Consider the following 17801-nt stretch of genomic DNA (forward strand, 5'->3'; position numbering starts at 1 on the left):
AATATGTGAAAGTTTGAAGATAATTTGATGCACTGGTCGGTTCGATCCGCATCCCGCGTGGCGGCGGGGGCTTGCGGCGGCCGGCCAGGATTTCTGCCCATGAATTAGGCAGGCCGGTCCGGCCCAGGGGCAGATCGGGCGATGGCGCGCGGGATTCGCCCCCGGGGCGGCGGAACCGTGCGGCTTGCGGCGGTTTCAGGCGATCTCATAGGGCAGCGGGCCGGGGCGATCCGCCGGGATGCGGATATGGCGGTCCACCGGCGGCACCGAACGCTGGTGGCAGTTCGGCCGCGGGCAGATCCGGCAGGACACGCCGATCGGCTCGAACAGCTGCGGATTGCCGATGTCCAGCCCGTCGGCATAGACCACGTCGCGGGCATGGCTGATTTCGCAGCCCAGGCCGATGGCAAAGCGGCGCACCGGCGCGCCGAAGGCGCCGGCGGGCTTGGACACGTCCCGCGCCAGCAGCAGGTAACGCTTGCCGTCCGGGGTCTCGGCCAGCTGGCGCAGGAAGCGGCCGGGGGTCTCGAAGGCCTGGTGCACGTTCCACAAGGGACAGGCGCCGCCGAAGCGGGCGAATTGCATGCGCGTGGCGGAATGGCGCTTGGTGATGGTGCCGGCCTGGTCGACGCGGACGAAAAAGAACGGCACGCCGCGGTCGCCGCCGCGCTGCAAGGTCGAAAGCCGATGCGCCACCTGCTCCAGCGAGGCGTGGAACAGATGCGCCAGCCGCTCCAGATCGTGCCGTTCGGCCCGCGCGGTGGCCAGGAAGCGGGCATAGGGCATCATCGCCGCGCCGGCGAAGTAATTCGCCAGCCCCAGCCGGGCGATGTCGCGGGCCGAGGCGCTGCGGAACCGCGCCAGTTCCAGCGTCGCCTCCAGGAGGTCGCCGCGCGTCTCCAGTGCCAGCAGGTGCAAGAGCTGGAAGGCTTGCGTGGCGGGCTCGGCGGCGGCGTTCAGGGTGATGCGCTTGCCGTCGCGCAGATAGACCGGGCCGCTGCCCAGCTCGGCCATCACCACCTCGATGCCGCGCTCGGCCAGGGCGGCGATGGCGCGGTCCAGCGGGCGCAACTCGGGGCGGATGCGGGCGAAATGCTCGGCGGCGTGGTCCACCGCGTCGATATAGTTGTCGCAATAGTGGAAGAAGTCGCGCACCTCCTCCCAGGGCGAGGGGGTGGCGTTCTGCGCCCCGGCCCCCAGCGCCTCGTCCAGCGCGGCCAGCCGTTCCTGCCCCTCGCGATGGGCGCGATAAAGGTCCAGGAAGGCGCGCGCCAGAGCCGGCGCATTGGTCGCGGCCAGCCGCAGGTCGGCGCGGGGCGGCGCGCTGTCGAACAGCGGATCGGCCAGCGCCTCGGCCATGTCCATCACCATGCGCTCGGCATCGCCGACCGCCATGGCACCCAGGTCCACCGAGAACTCGGAGGCCAGCTTCAGCAGCACCCCGGCCGAGACCGGGCGGTGGTTGTTCTCCATCTGCGACAGATAGGGCAGCGACACGCCCAGCCGGTCGGCAAAGGCGCGCTGGGTCAGGCCGGCGCGGGCCCGCGTCTCGCGCAGGGCGACGCCGGCATAGATCTTTTGTGTGGCCATGCGAGTCCTCTTTGCAAAGCAGCCATACGCTTTGCAAAGGCGTTGCCGCAAGGGGGATCTAGCGGCCGGCGATGACCTGCCTTTCGCGGATCATGACCCAGAGGATGAAGCCGATCGAGGCCAGGGCCGACCCGGCCATGATGACCAGAAGCGGCGCCGCCCCCGATTCGTCGTGCAAGAGCGCGCCGGCCAGCGCCGCCAGCCCGGCGCCGCCCGCCACCGCCATGGCGCCGCCCAGCCCGCTGGCGGTGCCGGCGAGTTCGGGGCGCACGCTCATCATCCCGGCATTGGCATTGGGCAGCACCATGCCGTTGCCCAGCCCCATCAGCCCGACCGCGCCGAAGAAGACCAGCGGCGTCAGCCCGCCCATCAGGTCCACCGCCAGCGCCAGCGCCAGGAAGACCGAGCAGATCAGCGCCCCCGACAGGATCATCCGGTTCATGCCGATGCGGGTCGAGAACCGCGCCGAAAGGTAATTCCCCAGCGCATAGCCGATCGAGGGGCCGGCGAACCAATAGCCGACCTCGGCCGGCGACAGGTGCAGCACCACCTGGCCGACGAAGGGCGCGCCGCCCAGATAGGCATAGAACGACCCGGCGCTGAGCGTCGCCGCCAGCGCATAGCCCCAGAACCGCTGCGAGCGGGCCAGCACCGGATAGGTCGCGACCTGCCGGCGCAGCGGCACGCCGCCGCCGCGCGCCGTCTCGGGCAGGTCGAAGGCGCAAAGCGCCATGACCGCCAGCCCGGTCAGGCCCATGGCGACGAAGCTGGCGCGCCAGCCCAGGGTCTCGTCCAGCACGCCCCCCAGCGTCGGCGCGATCATCGGCACCAGCGACATGCCCATGGTGACATAGCCGATCATGCTGGCCGCCTGCTCGGCCGGCACGATGTCGCGCACCACGGCGCGGCTGATGACGAAGCCGGTGGTGGCGACGGCCTGGATCAGGCGGAAGACCATGAACCAGGCGGCATCCCTGGCCAGCAGCGCCCCCACGGTCGCCAGCAGGAAGATCGCAAACGAGCCCAGCACCACCGGCCGGCGGCCATAGCGGTCGCTGATCGGGCCGCAAAGCAGTTGCAGCACCGCGCTGACCCCCAGGAAGGCCGAGACGGAAAGCTGCATGAAGCCGTATTCCACGCCGAAATCCCGCGCCATGGCCGGCAGCGAGGGCAGGAAGATGTTCATGGAAAGCGCCCCGGCGGCCGAGATCGAAACCAGGGTCAGAATGCTTGGCCGGCGGGGAAGGGAGGGGGTCGCGCTGCTCATGCCCGCACCTTTGCCCGGTCGGCGGGCAAAGGCAATCGCCTGTTTACAGGGCACTGTTTCGCGTCAATGCGCAGAACTGCCGAAATCGTGGAAGATCAGGAAGGCGCCCAGGCAGATGCAGGCAAAGCCCGCCGCCACGTTCCAGGTCAGCCGCTCGCCCAGCCAGGCCCAGGAGAACAGCACGAAGACCGACAGGCTGATCACCTCCTGGATGGTCTTGAGCTGCGCGGCGTTGAAATGGCCGTAGCCGCTGCGGTTCGCCGGCACCTGCAGCACATATTCGAAGAAGGCGATGCCCCAGCTGACCAGGATCACCAGCAGAAGCGGCGCGGCCTTGAATTTCAGATGCCCGTACCAGGCGACGGTCATGAACAGGTTCGACAGGATCAGCAGGCCGATGGTGACGAAGGGCACCGGCAGGTTCATTCAGCGCGATCCCAGCTGCGATGCTTTTCCAGGTTGCCGAAGCGGGTGAAGCGGCCCTCGAAGGACAGCTCGACCGTGCCGATCGGGCCGTGGCGCTGCTTGCCGATGATGACCTCGGCCTTGCCGTGGCAGGATTCCATGACCTGCTGCCAGGTGGCCATCTTGTCGAGGTCGTGGTCGGCGGGCTTTTCGCGCTCGCGGTAATATTCCTCGCGGAAGACGAACATGACGATGTCGGCATCCTGCTCGATCGAGCCGGATTCGCGCAGGTCGGACAGCTGCGGGCGCTTGTCCTCGCGGCTCTCGACCTGGCGCGACAGCTGCGAGAGCGCGATGACCGGGATGTCCAGCTCCTTGGCGACGGCCTTGAGGCCCTGGGTGATCTCGCTGACTTCGTTCACGCGGCTGTCCTTGGCCGAGGCGGCGCGCAGCAGCTGCAGATAGTCCACGATCAGCAGGTCCAGCCCCATGGTGCGCTTGAGCTTGCGGGCCCGCGCCGCCAGCTGGTTGATCGGCAGGGCGGGCGTGTCGTCGATGTAAAGCGGGCAGTTCTGCAGGTCGTGGGCGGCCTTGACGAAGCGGCGGAACTCGTCCTCGGTCATGTCGCCGCGGCGGATCGCCTCGCTGGGCACCTCGGCGGCCTCCGAGAGGATGCGCGCGGCCAGCTGCTCGGCCGACATCTCGAGGCTGAAGAAGCCGACGACGCCGCCCGCCACCGTGCCATGCGTGCCGTCGGGCAGCTCGCCCAGGCGATGCGCCTTGGCGACGTTGAAGGCGATGTTGGTGGCCAGCGAGGTCTTGCCCATCGAGGGCCGCCCGGCCAGGATGATCAGGTCCGAGCGGTTCAGCCCGCCCATCTTGCCGTCCAGGTCGACCAGCCCGGTCGAGATGCCCGACAGCCCGCCGCCGCGGCTGAAGGCGGCATTGGCGGCGTTCAGCGCCCCGGTGACGGCGGCCAGGAAGCTCTGGAAGCCGCGCTCGGCCACGCCCTGCTCGCCCAGCTTGTAGAGAACCTGCTCGGCCTCCTTGATCTGCTCCTCGGCGGAATCGCTGACCGTGACGGTGGCGGCACGCGCGGCGATGTCCTGCCCCAGCCCGATCAGCTCGCGGCGCAGGGCGAATTCGCGGATCATCTGCGCATAATCGCGCGCGGCATGGGACGAGATCGCCGCCCCGGCCAGCCGCGCCAGATAGGCCGGGCCGCCCAGTTCCTTCAGCCCCGCGTCATGCTCCATGAAGGCCTTGATCGTGACCGGGCTCGCCAGCGCGTTGCGGGCGATGCGCTCGGCGCAGATCTCGTAGATGCGGCGGTGGACCGGGTCGTAGAAATGCCCGGCCTGGATGATGCGCGAGACGTGGTCGTAGACCTCGTTATTGGTCAGCAGCGCGCCCAGCAATTGCTGCTCGGCCTCGATCGAGAAGGGCACCGCCTGGGCGGCGGCGGCCTCGGCGATCTCGCCGGGCTTCCTGATTTCGACGGCGCGCAACTCGCTCATCCCATGGTCTCCGACCTTCGACTCGGCTGGGAGCCGTTATCCACCTTATGCGCCCCGCGGTCCATCGGGATATGCTGTGGATAAGCTGTGGACGGAATGCCGCCCCTCGCGCCGGTGGCCAGGGCGGTATGGGTATTTGGGCAACAGAGAAGAATGGAGCGCCGCGCCCGTCTTCTTCGTTCATCAAATACCCATGCGGCCGTGCCGAGAGGCGCCGTGGTTGCGCGTCTGGCGCCGGATCAGGGATGCGCGGCCTGCCAGGCGCGGGGATCGGTCAGGAAGCTTTCGACCTCGGCGAGCGTTGCCTGGTCGTAGAAGCCCTGCGCCTTGGCCTCGGCCAGCACGTCCCACCAGGTGCAGAGATGGTGCAGCCGGACGCCATGGTCGGCCAGGCGCTGCGTGGTTTCCGGGAAGATGCCGTAATAGAAGATCACCGCCGTATGGCCGCAGGTGGCGCCGGTCTCGCGGATCGCGTCGACGAAGCTCAGCTTCGAGCCGCCGTCGGTGGTCAGGTCCTCGACCAGCAGCACGCGCTGGCCCTCGGTCATGGCGCCCTCGATGCGGGCGTTGCGGCCGTAGCCCTTGGGCTTCTTGCGCACATAGGTCATCGGCAGTTCCAGCCGCTCGGCCACCCAGGCGGCGAAGGGGATGCCCGCCGTCTCGCCGCCGGCGACGTTGTCGAAGGCGGCGAAGCCCGCCTCGCGCAGCACCGTCGCCGCCAGGAAATCCATCAGCGTCGCGCGGATGCGCGGAAAGCTGATCAGCTTGCGGCAGTCGATATAGGTCGGCCCCTTCAGCCCCGAGGCATAGGTATAGGGCTCGGCGGCGTTGAAATGCACCGCCTTGATCTCCAGCAGCATGCGGGCGGTCAGCCGGGCGATTTCCTCGCGCGGGGGAAAGGGCAGGGTCATGCGGGATCCTCGAGGTGCCAGTAGAGCGGGAAGCCGGGGTCGAAGACGGTGACGGTCTCGTCGCCGGCCGGGATATGGGTCGGATATGCGGCGGGCGTGTCGCGCTTCACCAGGCGGATGCGGTCCTGGTTCGGCGCCATGCCGTAGAAGCCGGCGCCGTGGAGCGAGGCGAAGCCTTCCAGCCGGTCGAGCGCATCCTCCTCCTCGAAGACCTGCGCGAGGATCGACATGGTGTTCGGCGCGGTGAAGCAGCCGGCGCAGCCGCAGGCCGATTCCTTGGCGCGGTCCGGGTGCGGCGCCGAATCGGTGCCCAGGAAGAAACGCGCGTCCCCCGAGGTCGCGGCGCGGCGCAGCGCCAGCCGGTGGGTTTCGCGCTTGGCGACCGGCAGGCAGTAGTAATGCGGCCGGATGCCGCCCGCCAGGATGTGGTTGCGGTTGATGACCAGGTGATGCGTGGTGATGGTGGCGCCGATATCCTCGTTTGCCGCGACGTAATCCACCCCGTCCGAGGTGGTGACATGTTCCATCACCACCCGCAGGCCGGGGGTGGCGCGGCGGATCGGGTCCAGGACGCGGTCGATGAACACGGCCTCGCGGTCGAAGATGTCCACCGCCGGATCGGTGACCTCGCCATGGACGCAGAGCGGGATGCCGGCCTGGGCCATGGCCTCGAGCACGCCGCGCACCTTGTCGAAATCGCGCACGCCCGAGGCCGAATTGGTGGTCGCCCCGGCCGGGTAGAGCTTGACCGCCGAGATGATTCCCTGCGCATGGGCGGCCAGCACATCGGCCGGATCGCTGGTTTCGGTCAGGTAGAGCGTCATCAAGGGACGCAACGTCATTTCCGGGGCCAGGGCGGCGCGGATGCGGTCGCGATAGGCCGCGGCCTGCGCCCCGGTCACCACCGGCGGCACCAGGTTCGGCATGATGATCGCCCGGCCGAAATGGCCGGAAAATGAAGCCACTGCCTGCAGCATGGCGCCATCGCGCAGATGCAGGTGCCAGTCGTCGGGGCGTCGGAGCGTCACGGATTTGGTCATGATTTTCCCTCTATACCGGGTGCGGCAGCAAGGCCATAGGGCAAAGATCCCGTCCACCGGGGCTCTTGGCATTTCGTCGCCATGGGCGCAGCCTTGCCCGCCTGTTGTTCGCTTAAAGGGAATTCGTGATGGGTTTCGGCAAGATGAATTATGCGGCGATGCAGGCGCCGCTGCTGCTGTGGCAGCAGATGGCGCGCATGGCCTGGGAATCGCAGATGGTCATCGCCCTGCGGACGGCGGGGATGATGGGGCTGTTGCGCCAGGACGCGGCCGAGCCGCAGCGCATGGTGGTCGAGAAGGCCGATGCCGCCTCCGAGGCGCTGCATGCCGCGCTGCGCGCCGCCGGGCGGGGCGAGCGGGCCGACCGGGTGATGGCGGCGGCGCTGCGGCCCTATCGCAAGCGCACCCGCGCCAATGTGCGGCGCCTTTCGGGCAAGGACTGACGGGCGACCGGCCAGGCCGGCCCGCCGGAAAGGAAGAACGCGCCCCGGCGAGGGCGCGTTTCGGTTTTCGGATCGAGCCCTTGCGGGTTCAGATGCGGGTTCAGATCAGCTTGCCCATGGCGACCGCGGTGTCGGACATGCGGTTCGAGAAGCCCCATTCGTTGTCATACCAGGTCAGGATGCGGCACAGCTTGCCCTCCATCACCTTGGTCTGGTCCATGTGGAAGACCGAGCTGTGGCTGTCGTGGTTGAAGTCCGAGGAGACCAGCGGCTCGTCGGTATAGCCCAGGATGCCTTTCAGCGGGCCGTCGGCGGCGGCGCGGATGGCCTGGTTGATTTCCTCGACCGAGGTGTCGCGGGCGGCTTCGAAGACCAGGTCCACGACCGAAACGTTGGGCGTCGGCACGCGGATCGCCACGCCGTCCAGGCGGCCCTTGAGTTCGGGCAGCACCAGGCCCACGGCCTTGGCCGCGCCGGTCGAGGTCGGGATCATCGACAGCGCCGCGGCGCGGGCGCGGTAGAGATCCTTGTGCATGGTGTCCAGCGTCGGCTGGTCGCCGGTATAGCTGTGGATCGTGGTCATGAAGCCGCGGGCGATGCCGATGCTGTCATTCAGCACCTTGGCCACCGGCGACAGGCAGTTGGTGGTGCAGCTGGCGTTCGAGACGACGATGTCGTCCTTGGTCAGCGTGTCGTGGTTCACCCCGAAGACGATGGTCTTGTCGGCATTGTCGCCGGGGGCCGAGATCAGCACCCGCTTGGCGCCGGTCGACAGGTGCGGCTGCACCTTTTCCTTGGAGGCGAAGATGCCGGTGCATTCCATGATGACGTCGATGTCGCCCCAGGGCAGTTCGGCCGGGTTGCGGATCGCGGTGACCTTGATCGGGCCGCGGCCGACGTCGATCGAATCGCCCGAGACCTTGACCTCGGCGGGGAAGCGGCCGTGGACCGAGTCGTAGCGCAGCAGATGCGCATTGGTTTCGACCGGGCCCAGGTCGTTGATCGCCACGACCTCGATATCATTGCGCCCCGATTCGATGATCGCGCGCAGCACGTTCCGACCGATCCGGCCAAAGCCGTTGATCGCTACCTTGACAGCCATAGGTTTCCTCCGCCGCTGATGATGTTCGCGCTGCAAATAGCCCGCATCGCCGGGGAAATGCAAATGCCTGCGAGCGGAAGGGGCGGAAACCGGGCTGAAAGGGCCATGCCGGGGCATTGTTGCGACATATGGTCGCTGCCGCGGCGCCCGGCCGGCGGCGCGGATGTCTGGCGCCGGCGGGGCGGGCCGCCTGCCGCGAGGGCCGATGCTGCAGAGCGGCGAATCGCCGCGCCGGGCGCCTCAGCGCCAGAAGCTGAGATATTCGATCAGGCCGGCGAATTCCTTGCCCAGGAACAGCGGCAGGTTCCAATGCAGCACCAGCGCATCCGCGGCGAAAAGGCCCAGGATCAGAAGCCCCAGCACCAGCGCGATCCGATTTGTCATGCCATCCGTCCCGTCCTTGCCGTTTTCCTGGCCCGCCGTCCCCTGGCCCGCCGTCCCCTGGCGCGATGCGCCGCTCCCGCCCCCTGCTAGGGCAGAGGCCGGGGCCGGGCAAGCCTTTGCGGCTGGCCGCCGGACGCGGTGCCGCGATCGGCGAGGGCACCAGCGCCGGGCGGCCTTGACGCGATGTGCCGGACGGCCCGGCCGTCGCGTGCCACGGGCCCGGTTGCCATGCGGTCCCGGTTGCCGTCTGCCATGTGCCGGCAGGCGGCGCGCCCGGCCTGCCTGGATGCCGTGCCGGGTGACTCGGACCGGATGCCGCGCCGGGCGGCCTGCTGCCGCGCGAAGCCGATGCGGTACGATGCCGTGCGGGGCGACCCGTGCGGCGCGTGGCGGCCCGGGGCCGCGTCGGGCGGTCGGCGAGGCCGCGGCGCGTGGCGGCGGCCTTGCCACGGCCTGCCGGATCGCGGGTGCCGGCGCCCATCAGCCGGGCGGGGCTTGCGGTTCTTCCTCCTCTCCCTCCTCCTCGGTCTCCTGGGCGATCAGGAACAGGTCGCCCGCCGCCTCCATGCGGCGGATCGTGACCACGACCTGGTCCATCGCCTCCTCGGCATCGCGGGCCGAGACCTTGCCGAGCGCCTCGATCTCTTCGCGCATCGATTCGGCCAGGCGCGAGGAAATGCCGCCGAGCAGGAAATCCACGGTCTCGCGCGCCGGGCCGCGGGCGCCGGCCAGCGCCTTGAGCAGCACGGGATTGTCCACCTCGCGCAGGATGCGGGCGATGTCGCGCCGGTCGATGCGGCGCGGGATATGCGCCCAGGTGAAGATGGTCTTGCGCACCTCGCCGGCAAAGGCGGCATCATCGTCCTCGAGCCCGGCCAGGACGCTGTCGCGCATGCTGGAGGGCGAGAAGTTCAGGATCGCGCCGACCTTTTCGCCGGCCTTGCCCTCCAGCGCCGGCTGCGGCACGGCGTCGGCGGCCTGGATCAGCGCCCGGCCGATGCGTTGCAGCGCCTCGGGGGTGATGCCGCCGGTCAGCGACATGGCATAGGCGATCTGGCGGGCGCGTTCCTGGTCCAGCAGGCCGAACACCTCGGCCGCGCGCGGCTCCGGCAGTTTCGAGAACATCACCGCCCCGATCTCGACCGCTTCGGTCCGGGCCAGTTCGGCCAGGAGCGCGGGCGGCAGGGCGGCGATGCTGTCCCAGGGATCGCCGGCCCCGTGCAGCGCCGCCATGCGCCGCAGCTGGTCGGTCGTATCGGGCGAGAGATGGCCGTCGAGCAGGTCCAGGGTGCCGTCGATGTCGCCCGGAAAGGACAGGCCGACCGCCTCCAGCCGGTCGCAGAACTCGGCCACGATGGCATTGCGCGTCTCGCGGTCGATCATGCCCATCAGCGCCATTTCCTGCGCCAGGTCGGTCTGCAGTTCGGGCGGCAGCCGGGCCAGGTCGATATCCCCGCCCTCGGCCAGCACCAGCCGCACGATCACCGCCGCCTTTTGCCGCGGACTGAGCCCCGCCGTCGCCCCGAGCGCCGGAACACCCATGGATTGCCCCCGATTCCAAACCTGTCGGGGGCAATCTGGCAGGGAAAAGCGAACAGGCGGTTAATGCGCGCCGTTTTCCCCGAAGACGCGGGCGAAGATCGTGTCCACATGCTTGGTGTGATAGCCGAGGTCGAACTTCTCCTCGATCTCGGCGGGGGAAAGCGCGGCCGTCACCTCGGCGTCGCCCAGCAGCTCGGTCTTGAAATCGGCGCCCTGTTCCCAGACCTTCATGGCATTGCGCTGCACCAGGCGATAGGCGTCCTCGCGGCTGACCCCGGCCTGGGTCAGGGCCAGAAGCACGCGCTGCGACATGACCAGTCCCTTGAACTTGTTCATGTTCTTCAGCATGTTCTCGGGGTAGACCACCAGCTTCTCGATCACGCCGGCCAGGCGGTTCAGGGCGAAGTCCAGGGTGATCGTCGCATCCGGGGCGATGCCGCGCTCGACCGAGGAATGGCTGATGTCGCGTTCGTGCCACAGCGCCACGTTCTCCATCGCCGGCACCACGGCCATGCGCACCAGGCGGGCCAGGCCGGTCAGGTTCTCGGTCAGGACCGGGTTCCTTTTATGCGGCATGGCCGAGCTGCCCTTCTGGCCGGGGCTGAAATATTCCTCGGCCTCCAGCACCTCGGTGCGCTGCATGTGGCGGATCTCGATGGCGATGTTCTCGATCGAGCTGGCGATCACGCCCAGCGTGGCAAAGAACATCGCATGGCGGTCGCGCGGGATGACCTGGGTCGAGATCGGCTCGGGCGAGAGGCCCATCTTGGCGCAGACATGTTCCTCGACCGCCGGGTCGATATTGGCGAAGGTGCCGACCGCGCCCGAGATGGCGCCGGTCGCCACCTCTTCGCGGGCGCGCAGCAGGCGTTCGCGGCCGCGCGCCATCTCGGCGTAGAAGCGGGCGAAGGTCAGGCCCATGGTGGTCGGCTCGGCATGGATGCCGTGGCTGCGGCCGATGCGCACGGTGTCCTTGTGCTCGTAGGCGCGTTTCTTCAGCGCGGCCAGCACCTTGTCCATGTCGGCCAGCAGGATGTCGGCGGCGCGCACCAGCTGCACGTTCAGCGTGGTGTCAAGCACGTCCGAGCTGGTCATGCCCTGGTGGACGAAGCGCGCCTGCTCGGCGCCGATATGCTCGGCCAGGTGGGTCAGGAAGGCGATGACGTCATGCTTGGTCACGGCCTCGATCTCGTCGATGCGGGCGACGTCGAATTCGACGTCCTTGGCCTTCCAGACGGCCTCGGCATTCTCGCGCGGGATCACGCCCAGGTCGGCCTGGGCGTCGCAGGCATGCGCCTCGATCTCGTACCAGATGCGGAACTTGGTCTCGGGCGACCAGATGGCGACCATTTCGGGACGGGCATAGCGCGGGATCATGCGGGGCTCCTTGGGTTTGCCGGGGTTTTAGCGACAAGGCCCCGCACCCGCAACCGCAGCCGGCAGGGGCACGGCGGCCCCTGCACGGCCGCTGCCGATTCAGGCCAGGACCAGCGGCTGGCCGTTCTGCGCATGGCGCTGCGCCAGCTTGCGCGCCTTGCGCCCCGAGGCCAGCATCCGCGCCCCCTCGGGGGCATGGCTGCGCGCGGCCAGTTCGGGGAAGATGGCAAGGATTTCCCCGACCGCCGGGGCGGGCAGGGCGGCAAGGGCCTGCGGGCCCAGATAGAGCGATTCGGTCGCGGTGCCGTTGGCCCGGACCACCTCGTGCCGGTCGAAGAGGATATGGACATATTCCACCTCGGCCAGGTCCGTGGCCCGCTCGACGCCCTCGATCTGCAGGAGCTGCTTGGCGGCGACCAGGATCTCGTCGGTGCCGAACATCCGCTGCGCGATGCGCGAGCGTAGCAGGATCCGGTGCTGCGGCGAGACGGTCAGGTCCGCCGAGGGCATGTTCGGCCCCAGTGCCCCGGCCTTGATGCGGACGGGCATCAGCCGGGCGTCATGGGCGGCCAGCCGGTCGGCGGCAAAGCGGCGGCGGCCGATCCAGCGGACCGGCTGCGGGCCGTGGTCGGCCGTCAGTACCAGATCGCCCACCGACAGGCTTTCGACCGGAACCGGGCCATCGGGCGTGTCGATCAGCGTGCCGGCGGTGAAGCAGGGAAAGACGTCGTCGTCGTCAAGGACCAGCGTGCCGGCGGGATTGTAGGCGATGTTGACCACCAGCGTGTCAAGCAGGTTCTGCACCGCTGACAGAACCGGGCCGGTCAATACACCGCCGAGGTCCGAGATGTTCACATTCGCAAGATTGATTTGCTGTCCAAGGATGGTGCCGGTGATCTTGACGCCGATATGGTCCTTGTCCAGGGGCTGGTCGGAGACGAAATAGGTGTCCTCGCCGTCCACGACGAAAGAGCCGTTGATCGGGTTCAGTTGCACCTTGAGCTGGGCAACCAATGGAACGCCCACGCTGGCCGCTGCCGAGGACAGCGTGCCGGTGCCTGCGAAGGTGCCGCCCGACAGCAGCGGATTGCCCTCGCCATCCACCAGCGAGACATCGTCGCCCCGGCGCAGCGTGGTGGCCTGCGAGGCATCCACGTCATATTGCGCAAATTGGGTCGAGCCGCCGAGTCTGTTCAGCAGGAGATTGCTGCCGAGACTGAGAACCGGGGTCGCGGCCTCCAGGTCGATGGTCGCATCAGGTATTTCAGTGAAAAAAGGCATTCTAGGATCCTGTAGCAGGCCGGGCCTTGCCCATGCCGGAGGCTGAAAGCAGGCATCCGCCGATCAGGGTAGGCCGGTGGCTGCCGCGCGCCATACAGAAGACGGTTCGCAGGGCATGGCAAGGGGCAAGCGCGGTTCCGCGCCCAGATTCTCGCATTTTTTCAGACAAATTGATCCTTTTCGCGCTTTTGCCGGGTCCGACGGATCGGACCGGTCCGCTGGCCTGCATCTGCGGCCGGCGGGCTCTTGTCACGAAAGGGGCAGCGCATGGGTCAAGGCGATGGGTCCGGCCTTTGGCTGACCCGGCCTTGGCCGGTGGCGCCCCGTGTTCGACGCCATCAGCGTGCGGCACCGTGGCGGCCTTGCGCGCGGGCCAGGCGTCGCTGCGCCTGGGCGTGACCGGTGCTTCGGCGCCGCATCGCGGGCGGGAAGGCGGTCCTGCGGCGGCGGCATGGCGGACGGCCCGCGCCGCCCGCTTTGCGGCGGTCCGTCCCGCCCCAGGGCAAGGCCTTGGAGACCGCGGCGTCGCAGATCCTGCCGGTGATGCGCCGGATCGCCGCTTGTTGCCCTTGATCCGAATGAAAAAGCCGCCCCGAAGGGCGGCTTTCCGTCGCTGTCCCAGCCGTTCAGCAGCTGTAATACATCGCGTATTCGATGGGATGGGGGGTATGTTCATAGGCATAGACCTCTTCCCATTTCAGCTTGATGTAGCCTTCCAGCTGGTCGCGGGTGAAGACATCGCCGGCCAGCAGGAAGTCCATGTCCTTCTCCAGTTCCTCCAGCGCCTCGCGCAGGCTGCCGCAGACGGTCGGGATCTCGGCCAGCTCCTCGGGCGGCAGGTCGTAGAGATCCTTGTCCGAGGCCGGGCCGGGGTCGATCTTGTTCTTGATGCCGTCAAGGCCGGCCATCAAGAGCGCCGCGAAGGCCAGGTAGGGGTTCGCCGCCGGATCGGGGAAACGGGCCTCGACGCGCTTGGCCTTGGGCGATTCGGTCCACGGAATGCGCACGCAGCCCGAGCGGTTGCGGGCCGAATAGGCGCGCAGCACCGGGGCCTCGAAGCCGGGGATCAGCCGCTTGTAGCTGTTGGTCGCCGGGTTGGTCAGCGCATTGAGCGCCTTGGCGTGCTTGAGGATGCCGCCGATAAAATACAGCGCCTCCTGGCTGAGGTCGGCATATTTGTCGCCGGCGAACAGCGGCTTGCCGTCCTTCCAGATCGACATGTTCACATGCATCCCCGAGCCGTTGTCGCCCTTCATCGGCTTGGGCATGAAGGTCGCGGTCTTGCCATAGGCGGCGGCGACGTTGTGGATGACGTATTTGTATTTCTGGATGTTGTCGGCCTGCTCGACCAGCCCGCCGAAGATCATCCCCAGCTCGTGCTGGGCGGTGGCGACCTCGTGGTGGTGCTTGTCGACCTTGATGCCCATGCGCTTCATGGTCGAGAGCATCTCGCCGCGGATGTCCTGGGCGGCGTCGATCGGGTTCACCGGGAAATAGCCGCCCTTGTGGGCCGCGCGATGGCCGAGGTTGCCGTCCTCGTAGACGGTGTCGGTGTTCCAGGCGGCATCGACCGAATCAAGCTCGAACGAGACCTTCTGCGGCGTCACCGAATAGCGCACGTCGTCGAACAGGAAGAACTCGGCCTCGGGGCCGAAATAGGCGGTATCGCCGATTCCGCTGGATTTCAGATAGGCCTCGGCCTTCAGCGCGGTGCCGCGCGGGTCGCGGGCATAGGGCTCGCCCGTGTCGGGCTCGACGACGTTGCAATGCACGCAGAGCGTCTTTTCGGCATAGAACGGGTCGATATAGGCCGAGGCGGCGTCCGGCATCAGCTTCATGTCGGACTGGTCGATCGACTTCCAGCCGGCGATCGAGGAGCCGTCGAACATGAAGCCTTCCTCGAAGAAGTCCTCGTCCACCAGGTCGGCGACCAGGGTCACATGCTGCAGCTTGCCCTTGGGATCGGTGAAGCGGACGTCGACATATTCGACCTCTTCCGTCTTCATCAGATCCAGAACGTCCTTGACTGTCATTGGGATCCTTCCTCCATCAGTCTGCCCGGCGCCGCCGCGGGGCAAGGGTCATCGGATTCTTTGTGCGGGTCGGGCGGGATCAGACCGCGTCGTCGCCGGTCTCGCCGGTGCGGATGCGGATGGCCTGTTCGACCGGGATGATGAAGATCTTGCCGTCGCCGATCTTCTCGGTGCGCGCGGCCGAGACGATGGCATCGACGGCGGCCTCGACCAGGTCGTCGGGCAGCACCATCTCGATCTTCACCTTGGGCAGGAAGTCCACGACATATTCCGCGCCGCGATAAAGTTCGGTATGGCCCTTCTGCCGGCCGAAGCCCTTGACCTCGGTGACCGAGAGACCCTGGACGCCGACTTCCTGAAGCGCCTCTTTCACATCGTCCAGTTTGAAGGGCTTGATGATGGCTTCGACTTTCTTCATCGCCTGATCCTTCTCTCGCGACTTGCCTGCGACCTGATTGGCGGGTTTGATGATGCGGGTAAATGGGGCAGGGCCCGGATCGCGCGGCGGATCGCATCTGCCCGGCCGATATGCGCATATTTCGTGCAGCAAGATTATAATTTAGGCAGACAGCATGCTTCACGGCACCGAAATCCTGACGACCGCCCAAATGCGCGCCATCGAATCCGCCGCCATGGCCAGCGGGCAGGTGACGGGCGCGGAACTGATGGAGCGCGCCGGCCGCGCCGTCGCCGGCCAGATCCGGCTGCGCTGGGCCAGGCCGGGCCTGGTGGCGGTGCTGTGCGGACCGGGCAACAACGGCGGCGACGGCTATGTGGTGGCGCGGCTTTTGCACCAGGCGGGCTGGCAGGTGCGGGTGCTGGGGATGGAAAGCCGGCCGGGGCCGGATGCGGCGCGGATGAAGGCCGAATGGCAGGCGCTGGGCCCCGTCCTGCCCCTGACCCGGGACGCCCTGCGCGCCGGGCCCGATGCGGATGTCTATGTGGATGCGGTCTTCGGCACCGGTCTCACCCGCCCGCCCGAGGGCGAGATTGCCGCGATCCTGGACTATCTGGGCGGTTCGGGTGGGGATTGGGCGTTCTTCCGCGAGCGGCTGGTGGCGGTGGACTGCCCCAGCGGGCTGTGCCTGGACAGCGGCGCCTTTCCCGGCCGGCCGCGCGAGCCCGGCGATTTCGACCTGCGCGCCCGCCTGACCGTCGCCTTCGACAGCCCCAAGCCGGGGCACCTGCTGGAGCGCGGGCCGGAATGCTGCGGCGAGCTGGTCATCGCCGATATCGGCCTGGCGGCGTGGCGGATCCGCCAGCCGAACGAGGGCGCGACCCCGTCAAGCATCACCCGCTTTCCCGCCGTCGAGGCCCTCTGGCCCGGTTTCGCCGTTCCCGATTCGCGCCGGTACCCGATGGCCGCCCGCCGGCAGGCATCCTGGCTGCGCAAGCAGGAGGCCGGCAGCGGCCACAAGTTCAGCCACGGCCATGCGCTGATCGTCGCCGGGGGGCCGGCCAGGGGCGGGGCGGCGCGCCTCTCGGCCCGCGCCGCGCTGCGTATCGGTGCCGGGCTGGTGACGCTGGCGCCGCCGGCCGAGGCCCTGCCGGAGCATGCCGGCCCGCCCGATGCGCTGATGCGCCGAGGCGTCGACGATGCCGCCGCGCTGCGGGACATGCTGGCCGACCCGCGGGTCAACGCGCTCTGCATCGGTCCCGGCTGCGGGGTCGAGCGCGCGGCGGCGCTGCTGCCCGCGATCCTGGGCGCGGGGCGGGCGACGGTGCTGGATGCCGATGCGCTGACCGCCCTGTCGCGCGACCCCGGCCTGATGGCGCTTTTGCACGAAAACTGCGTGCTGACCCCGCATGCGGGCGAATTCGGGCGCGTCTTTCCCGACCTTGCCGAGCGCCTCGAGCATCCGCGTCCGCCCGCCGCGGGTGGCCGCGACCAGGCCTCCGATCCGGCGCGGATGGCGCGGCGCCTGGCGGAACTGGCCGCTTATCGCGAGGCGTTGGCGAAAATGCGCGGGCCGCTCTATTCGCGCCTCGACGCCGCCCGCGACGCTGCGGCGCGCTGTGGCGCGGTGGTGCTGCTGAAGGGCCCCGACACGGTGATCGCCGCCCCCGACGGGCGCGCGCGCATCCATTCCGCCTTCGATGTTCCCTGGCTTGCCACCGCCGGTGCCGGCGACGTGCTGGCCGGGATCATCGCCGGCCTGCTGGCCCGCGGCCTGCCGGCGCTGGACGCCGCCAGCCTGGGCACGCTGGTCCATGCCAGGGCCGCGCGCCATGTCGGCCCCGGCCTGATCGCCGACGACCTGCCCGAGGCGCTGCCCGCGGTGCTGCGCCGGCCGGGGGGATGAAATTACCGCTCGCATGTGAAGCGCGGCTTTGCTAGAGAACGCGCCGTTGCGGGTGTGGCGAAATTGGCAGACGCACCAGATTTAGGTTCTGGCGCCGCAAGGCGTGGGGGTTCAAGTCCCTCCACCCGCACCATTCCCGCGTGAGGCGGATCGCCGCAGGAAGGCCGGTACGCCGGGCGGGTTTCCCCGCGGAATCGCGCTGTTGCCCGCGGGTCTGCCTTGGTCCCCTGTCCGGCCGGGCCTGGCCGCTTTGATCCCTATCAAAGCCTGCCGCCTCGAAATGTGCCCTTACGATGTGGCAATTGTCCGAGGATGGAAATGACCCGACTTTTCATGATTCTGCTGTCGATCAGCCTGACCACGCTTGCCGGGATCGGCGTGATCATCGTCCTGGCGATGGGATTTTACGATCTGCGCGCCATTCTCCTGGCTGCCGCCGGGGGCGCGGTCATCGCCTTGCCGATCACCTGGTATATCGCGATGAAGCTGCGGGACACCATGGGCTAGCGCGGATTCGACTTAGTCCGGGTCATATCCGGCGGGCTCGAAGTAGTTCCGGCATTCCTCGGGGGTGAAGGCGGATAGACAGTCGGCGACGGCTGACCA

General features: G+C 68.4%; 16 protein-coding genes and 1 tRNA gene. 4 read left to right on the forward strand and 13 right to left on the reverse strand.

Annotated features, from left to right (window positions below; genetic code table 11):
• Window positions 1-195 precede the first annotated feature (195 nt).
• The 6 genes from ACDP63_RS06335 to pyrC all read right to left on the reverse strand — a co-directional run bounded on the left by ACDP63_RS06335 (window position 196) and on the right by pyrC (window position 6730).
• Complete coding sequence (locus ACDP63_RS06335; RefSeq protein ID WP_024843746.1) at window positions 196-1590, reverse strand: short-chain fatty acyl-CoA regulator family protein; 1395 nt, start codon at window positions 1588-1590, stop codon at window positions 196-198.
• A 58-nt stretch (window positions 1591-1648) separates the two neighbouring features.
• A complete protein-coding gene (locus ACDP63_RS06340) occupies window positions 1649-2857 on the reverse strand; it encodes a multidrug effflux MFS transporter (protein ID WP_024843747.1) in 1209 nt (402 codons plus the stop codon).
• 63 nt (window positions 2858-2920) lie between these two features.
• Window positions 2921-3283, reverse strand: a complete 363-nt coding sequence (locus ACDP63_RS06345; RefSeq protein WP_024843748.1) for a DMT family protein — start codon at window positions 3281-3283, stop codon at window positions 2921-2923.
• Window positions 3280-4779, reverse strand: a complete 1500-nt coding sequence (locus ACDP63_RS06350; protein ID WP_024843749.1) for a replicative DNA helicase — start codon at window positions 4777-4779, stop codon at window positions 3280-3282. The genes ACDP63_RS06345 and ACDP63_RS06350 overlap by 4 nt, the downstream gene beginning before the upstream one ends.
• A 239-nt stretch (window positions 4780-5018) precedes the next feature.
• A complete protein-coding gene (locus ACDP63_RS06355; protein WP_024843750.1) occupies window positions 5019-5690 on the reverse strand; it encodes an orotate phosphoribosyltransferase in 672 nt (223 codons plus the stop codon).
• A complete protein-coding gene (gene pyrC / locus ACDP63_RS06360; protein ID WP_024843751.1) occupies window positions 5687-6730 on the reverse strand; it encodes a dihydroorotase in 1044 nt (347 codons plus the stop codon). Before pyrC ends, ACDP63_RS06355 begins: the two co-directional genes overlap by 4 nt.
• 128 nt (window positions 6731-6858) lie before the next feature.
• On the opposite strand from pyrC, the gene ACDP63_RS06365 reads away from it, so the two are divergent.
• The gene (locus ACDP63_RS06365; protein WP_051419482.1) at window positions 6859-7173 is read left to right on the forward strand and encodes a hypothetical protein; all 315 of its coding nucleotides are present in this window, start codon (window positions 6859-6861) and stop codon (window positions 7171-7173) included.
• Between the two features lie 100 nt (window positions 7174-7273).
• Here the strand turns inward: ACDP63_RS06365 and gap are convergent, their stop codons facing one another.
• The 7 genes from gap to ACDP63_RS06400 all read right to left on the reverse strand — a co-directional run bounded on the left by gap (window position 7274) and on the right by ACDP63_RS06400 (window position 15310).
• On the reverse strand, window positions 7274-8275 hold the full coding sequence (gap, locus tag ACDP63_RS06370; RefSeq protein WP_024843753.1) for a type I glyceraldehyde-3-phosphate dehydrogenase: 1002 nt from the start codon (window positions 8273-8275) through the stop codon (window positions 7274-7276).
• A 240-nt stretch (window positions 8276-8515) separates the two neighbouring features.
• Entirely contained in the window at window positions 8516-8659 is a 144-nt protein-coding gene (locus tag ACDP63_RS06375; protein WP_024843754.1) for a hypothetical protein, read from the reverse strand.
• Window positions 8660-9139: 480 nt separating this feature from the next.
• Complete coding sequence (locus ACDP63_RS06380; RefSeq protein WP_409927858.1) at window positions 9140-10201, reverse strand: flagellar motor switch protein FliG; 1062 nt, start codon at window positions 10199-10201, stop codon at window positions 9140-9142.
• 60 nt (window positions 10202-10261) lie between these two features.
• On the reverse strand, window positions 10262-11578 hold the full coding sequence (gene purB, locus ACDP63_RS06385; protein ID WP_024843756.1) for an adenylosuccinate lyase: 1317 nt from the start codon (window positions 11576-11578) through the stop codon (window positions 10262-10264).
• Between the two features lie 99 nt (window positions 11579-11677).
• Complete coding sequence (locus tag ACDP63_RS06390; RefSeq protein WP_024843757.1) at window positions 11678-12859, reverse strand: Hint domain-containing protein; 1182 nt, start codon at window positions 12857-12859, stop codon at window positions 11678-11680.
• A 626-nt stretch (window positions 12860-13485) separates the two neighbouring features.
• Window positions 13486-14892: a type I glutamate--ammonia ligase gene (glnA, locus tag ACDP63_RS06395; RefSeq protein WP_024843758.1), complete on the reverse strand. Its 1407-nt coding sequence runs from the start codon at window positions 14890-14892 to the stop codon at window positions 13486-13488.
• A 79-nt stretch (window positions 14893-14971) separates the two neighbouring features.
• Entirely contained in the window at window positions 14972-15310 is a 339-nt protein-coding gene (locus tag ACDP63_RS06400; RefSeq protein ID WP_024843759.1) for a P-II family nitrogen regulator, read from the reverse strand.
• A gap of 154 nt (window positions 15311-15464) precedes the next feature.
• Between ACDP63_RS06400 and ACDP63_RS06405 the strand changes: the two genes are divergently transcribed.
• From ACDP63_RS06405 to ACDP63_RS06415, 3 genes are all read left to right on the forward strand, one after another.
• Window positions 15465-17195 carry an NAD(P)H-hydrate epimerase gene (locus tag ACDP63_RS06405; protein WP_024843760.1) on the forward strand — a complete coding sequence of 577 codons (1731 nt, stop codon included), beginning with the start codon at window positions 15465-15467 and terminating at the stop codon, window positions 17193-17195.
• A 48-nt stretch (window positions 17196-17243) separates the two neighbouring features.
• Window positions 17244-17328, forward strand: a tRNA-Leu gene (locus ACDP63_RS06410).
• Between the two features lie 185 nt (window positions 17329-17513).
• On the forward strand, window positions 17514-17702 hold the full coding sequence (locus ACDP63_RS06415) for a hypothetical protein (RefSeq protein WP_409927859.1): 189 nt from the start codon (window positions 17514-17516) through the stop codon (window positions 17700-17702).
• Window positions 17703-17801: the final 99 nt, after the last annotated feature.

The sequence above is a fragment of the Paracoccus sp. P2 genome (assembly GCF_046335115.1).
In the GTDB taxonomy this organism is placed as follows: Bacteria; Pseudomonadota; Alphaproteobacteria; order Rhodobacterales; family Rhodobacteraceae; genus Paracoccus; species Paracoccus pantotrophus.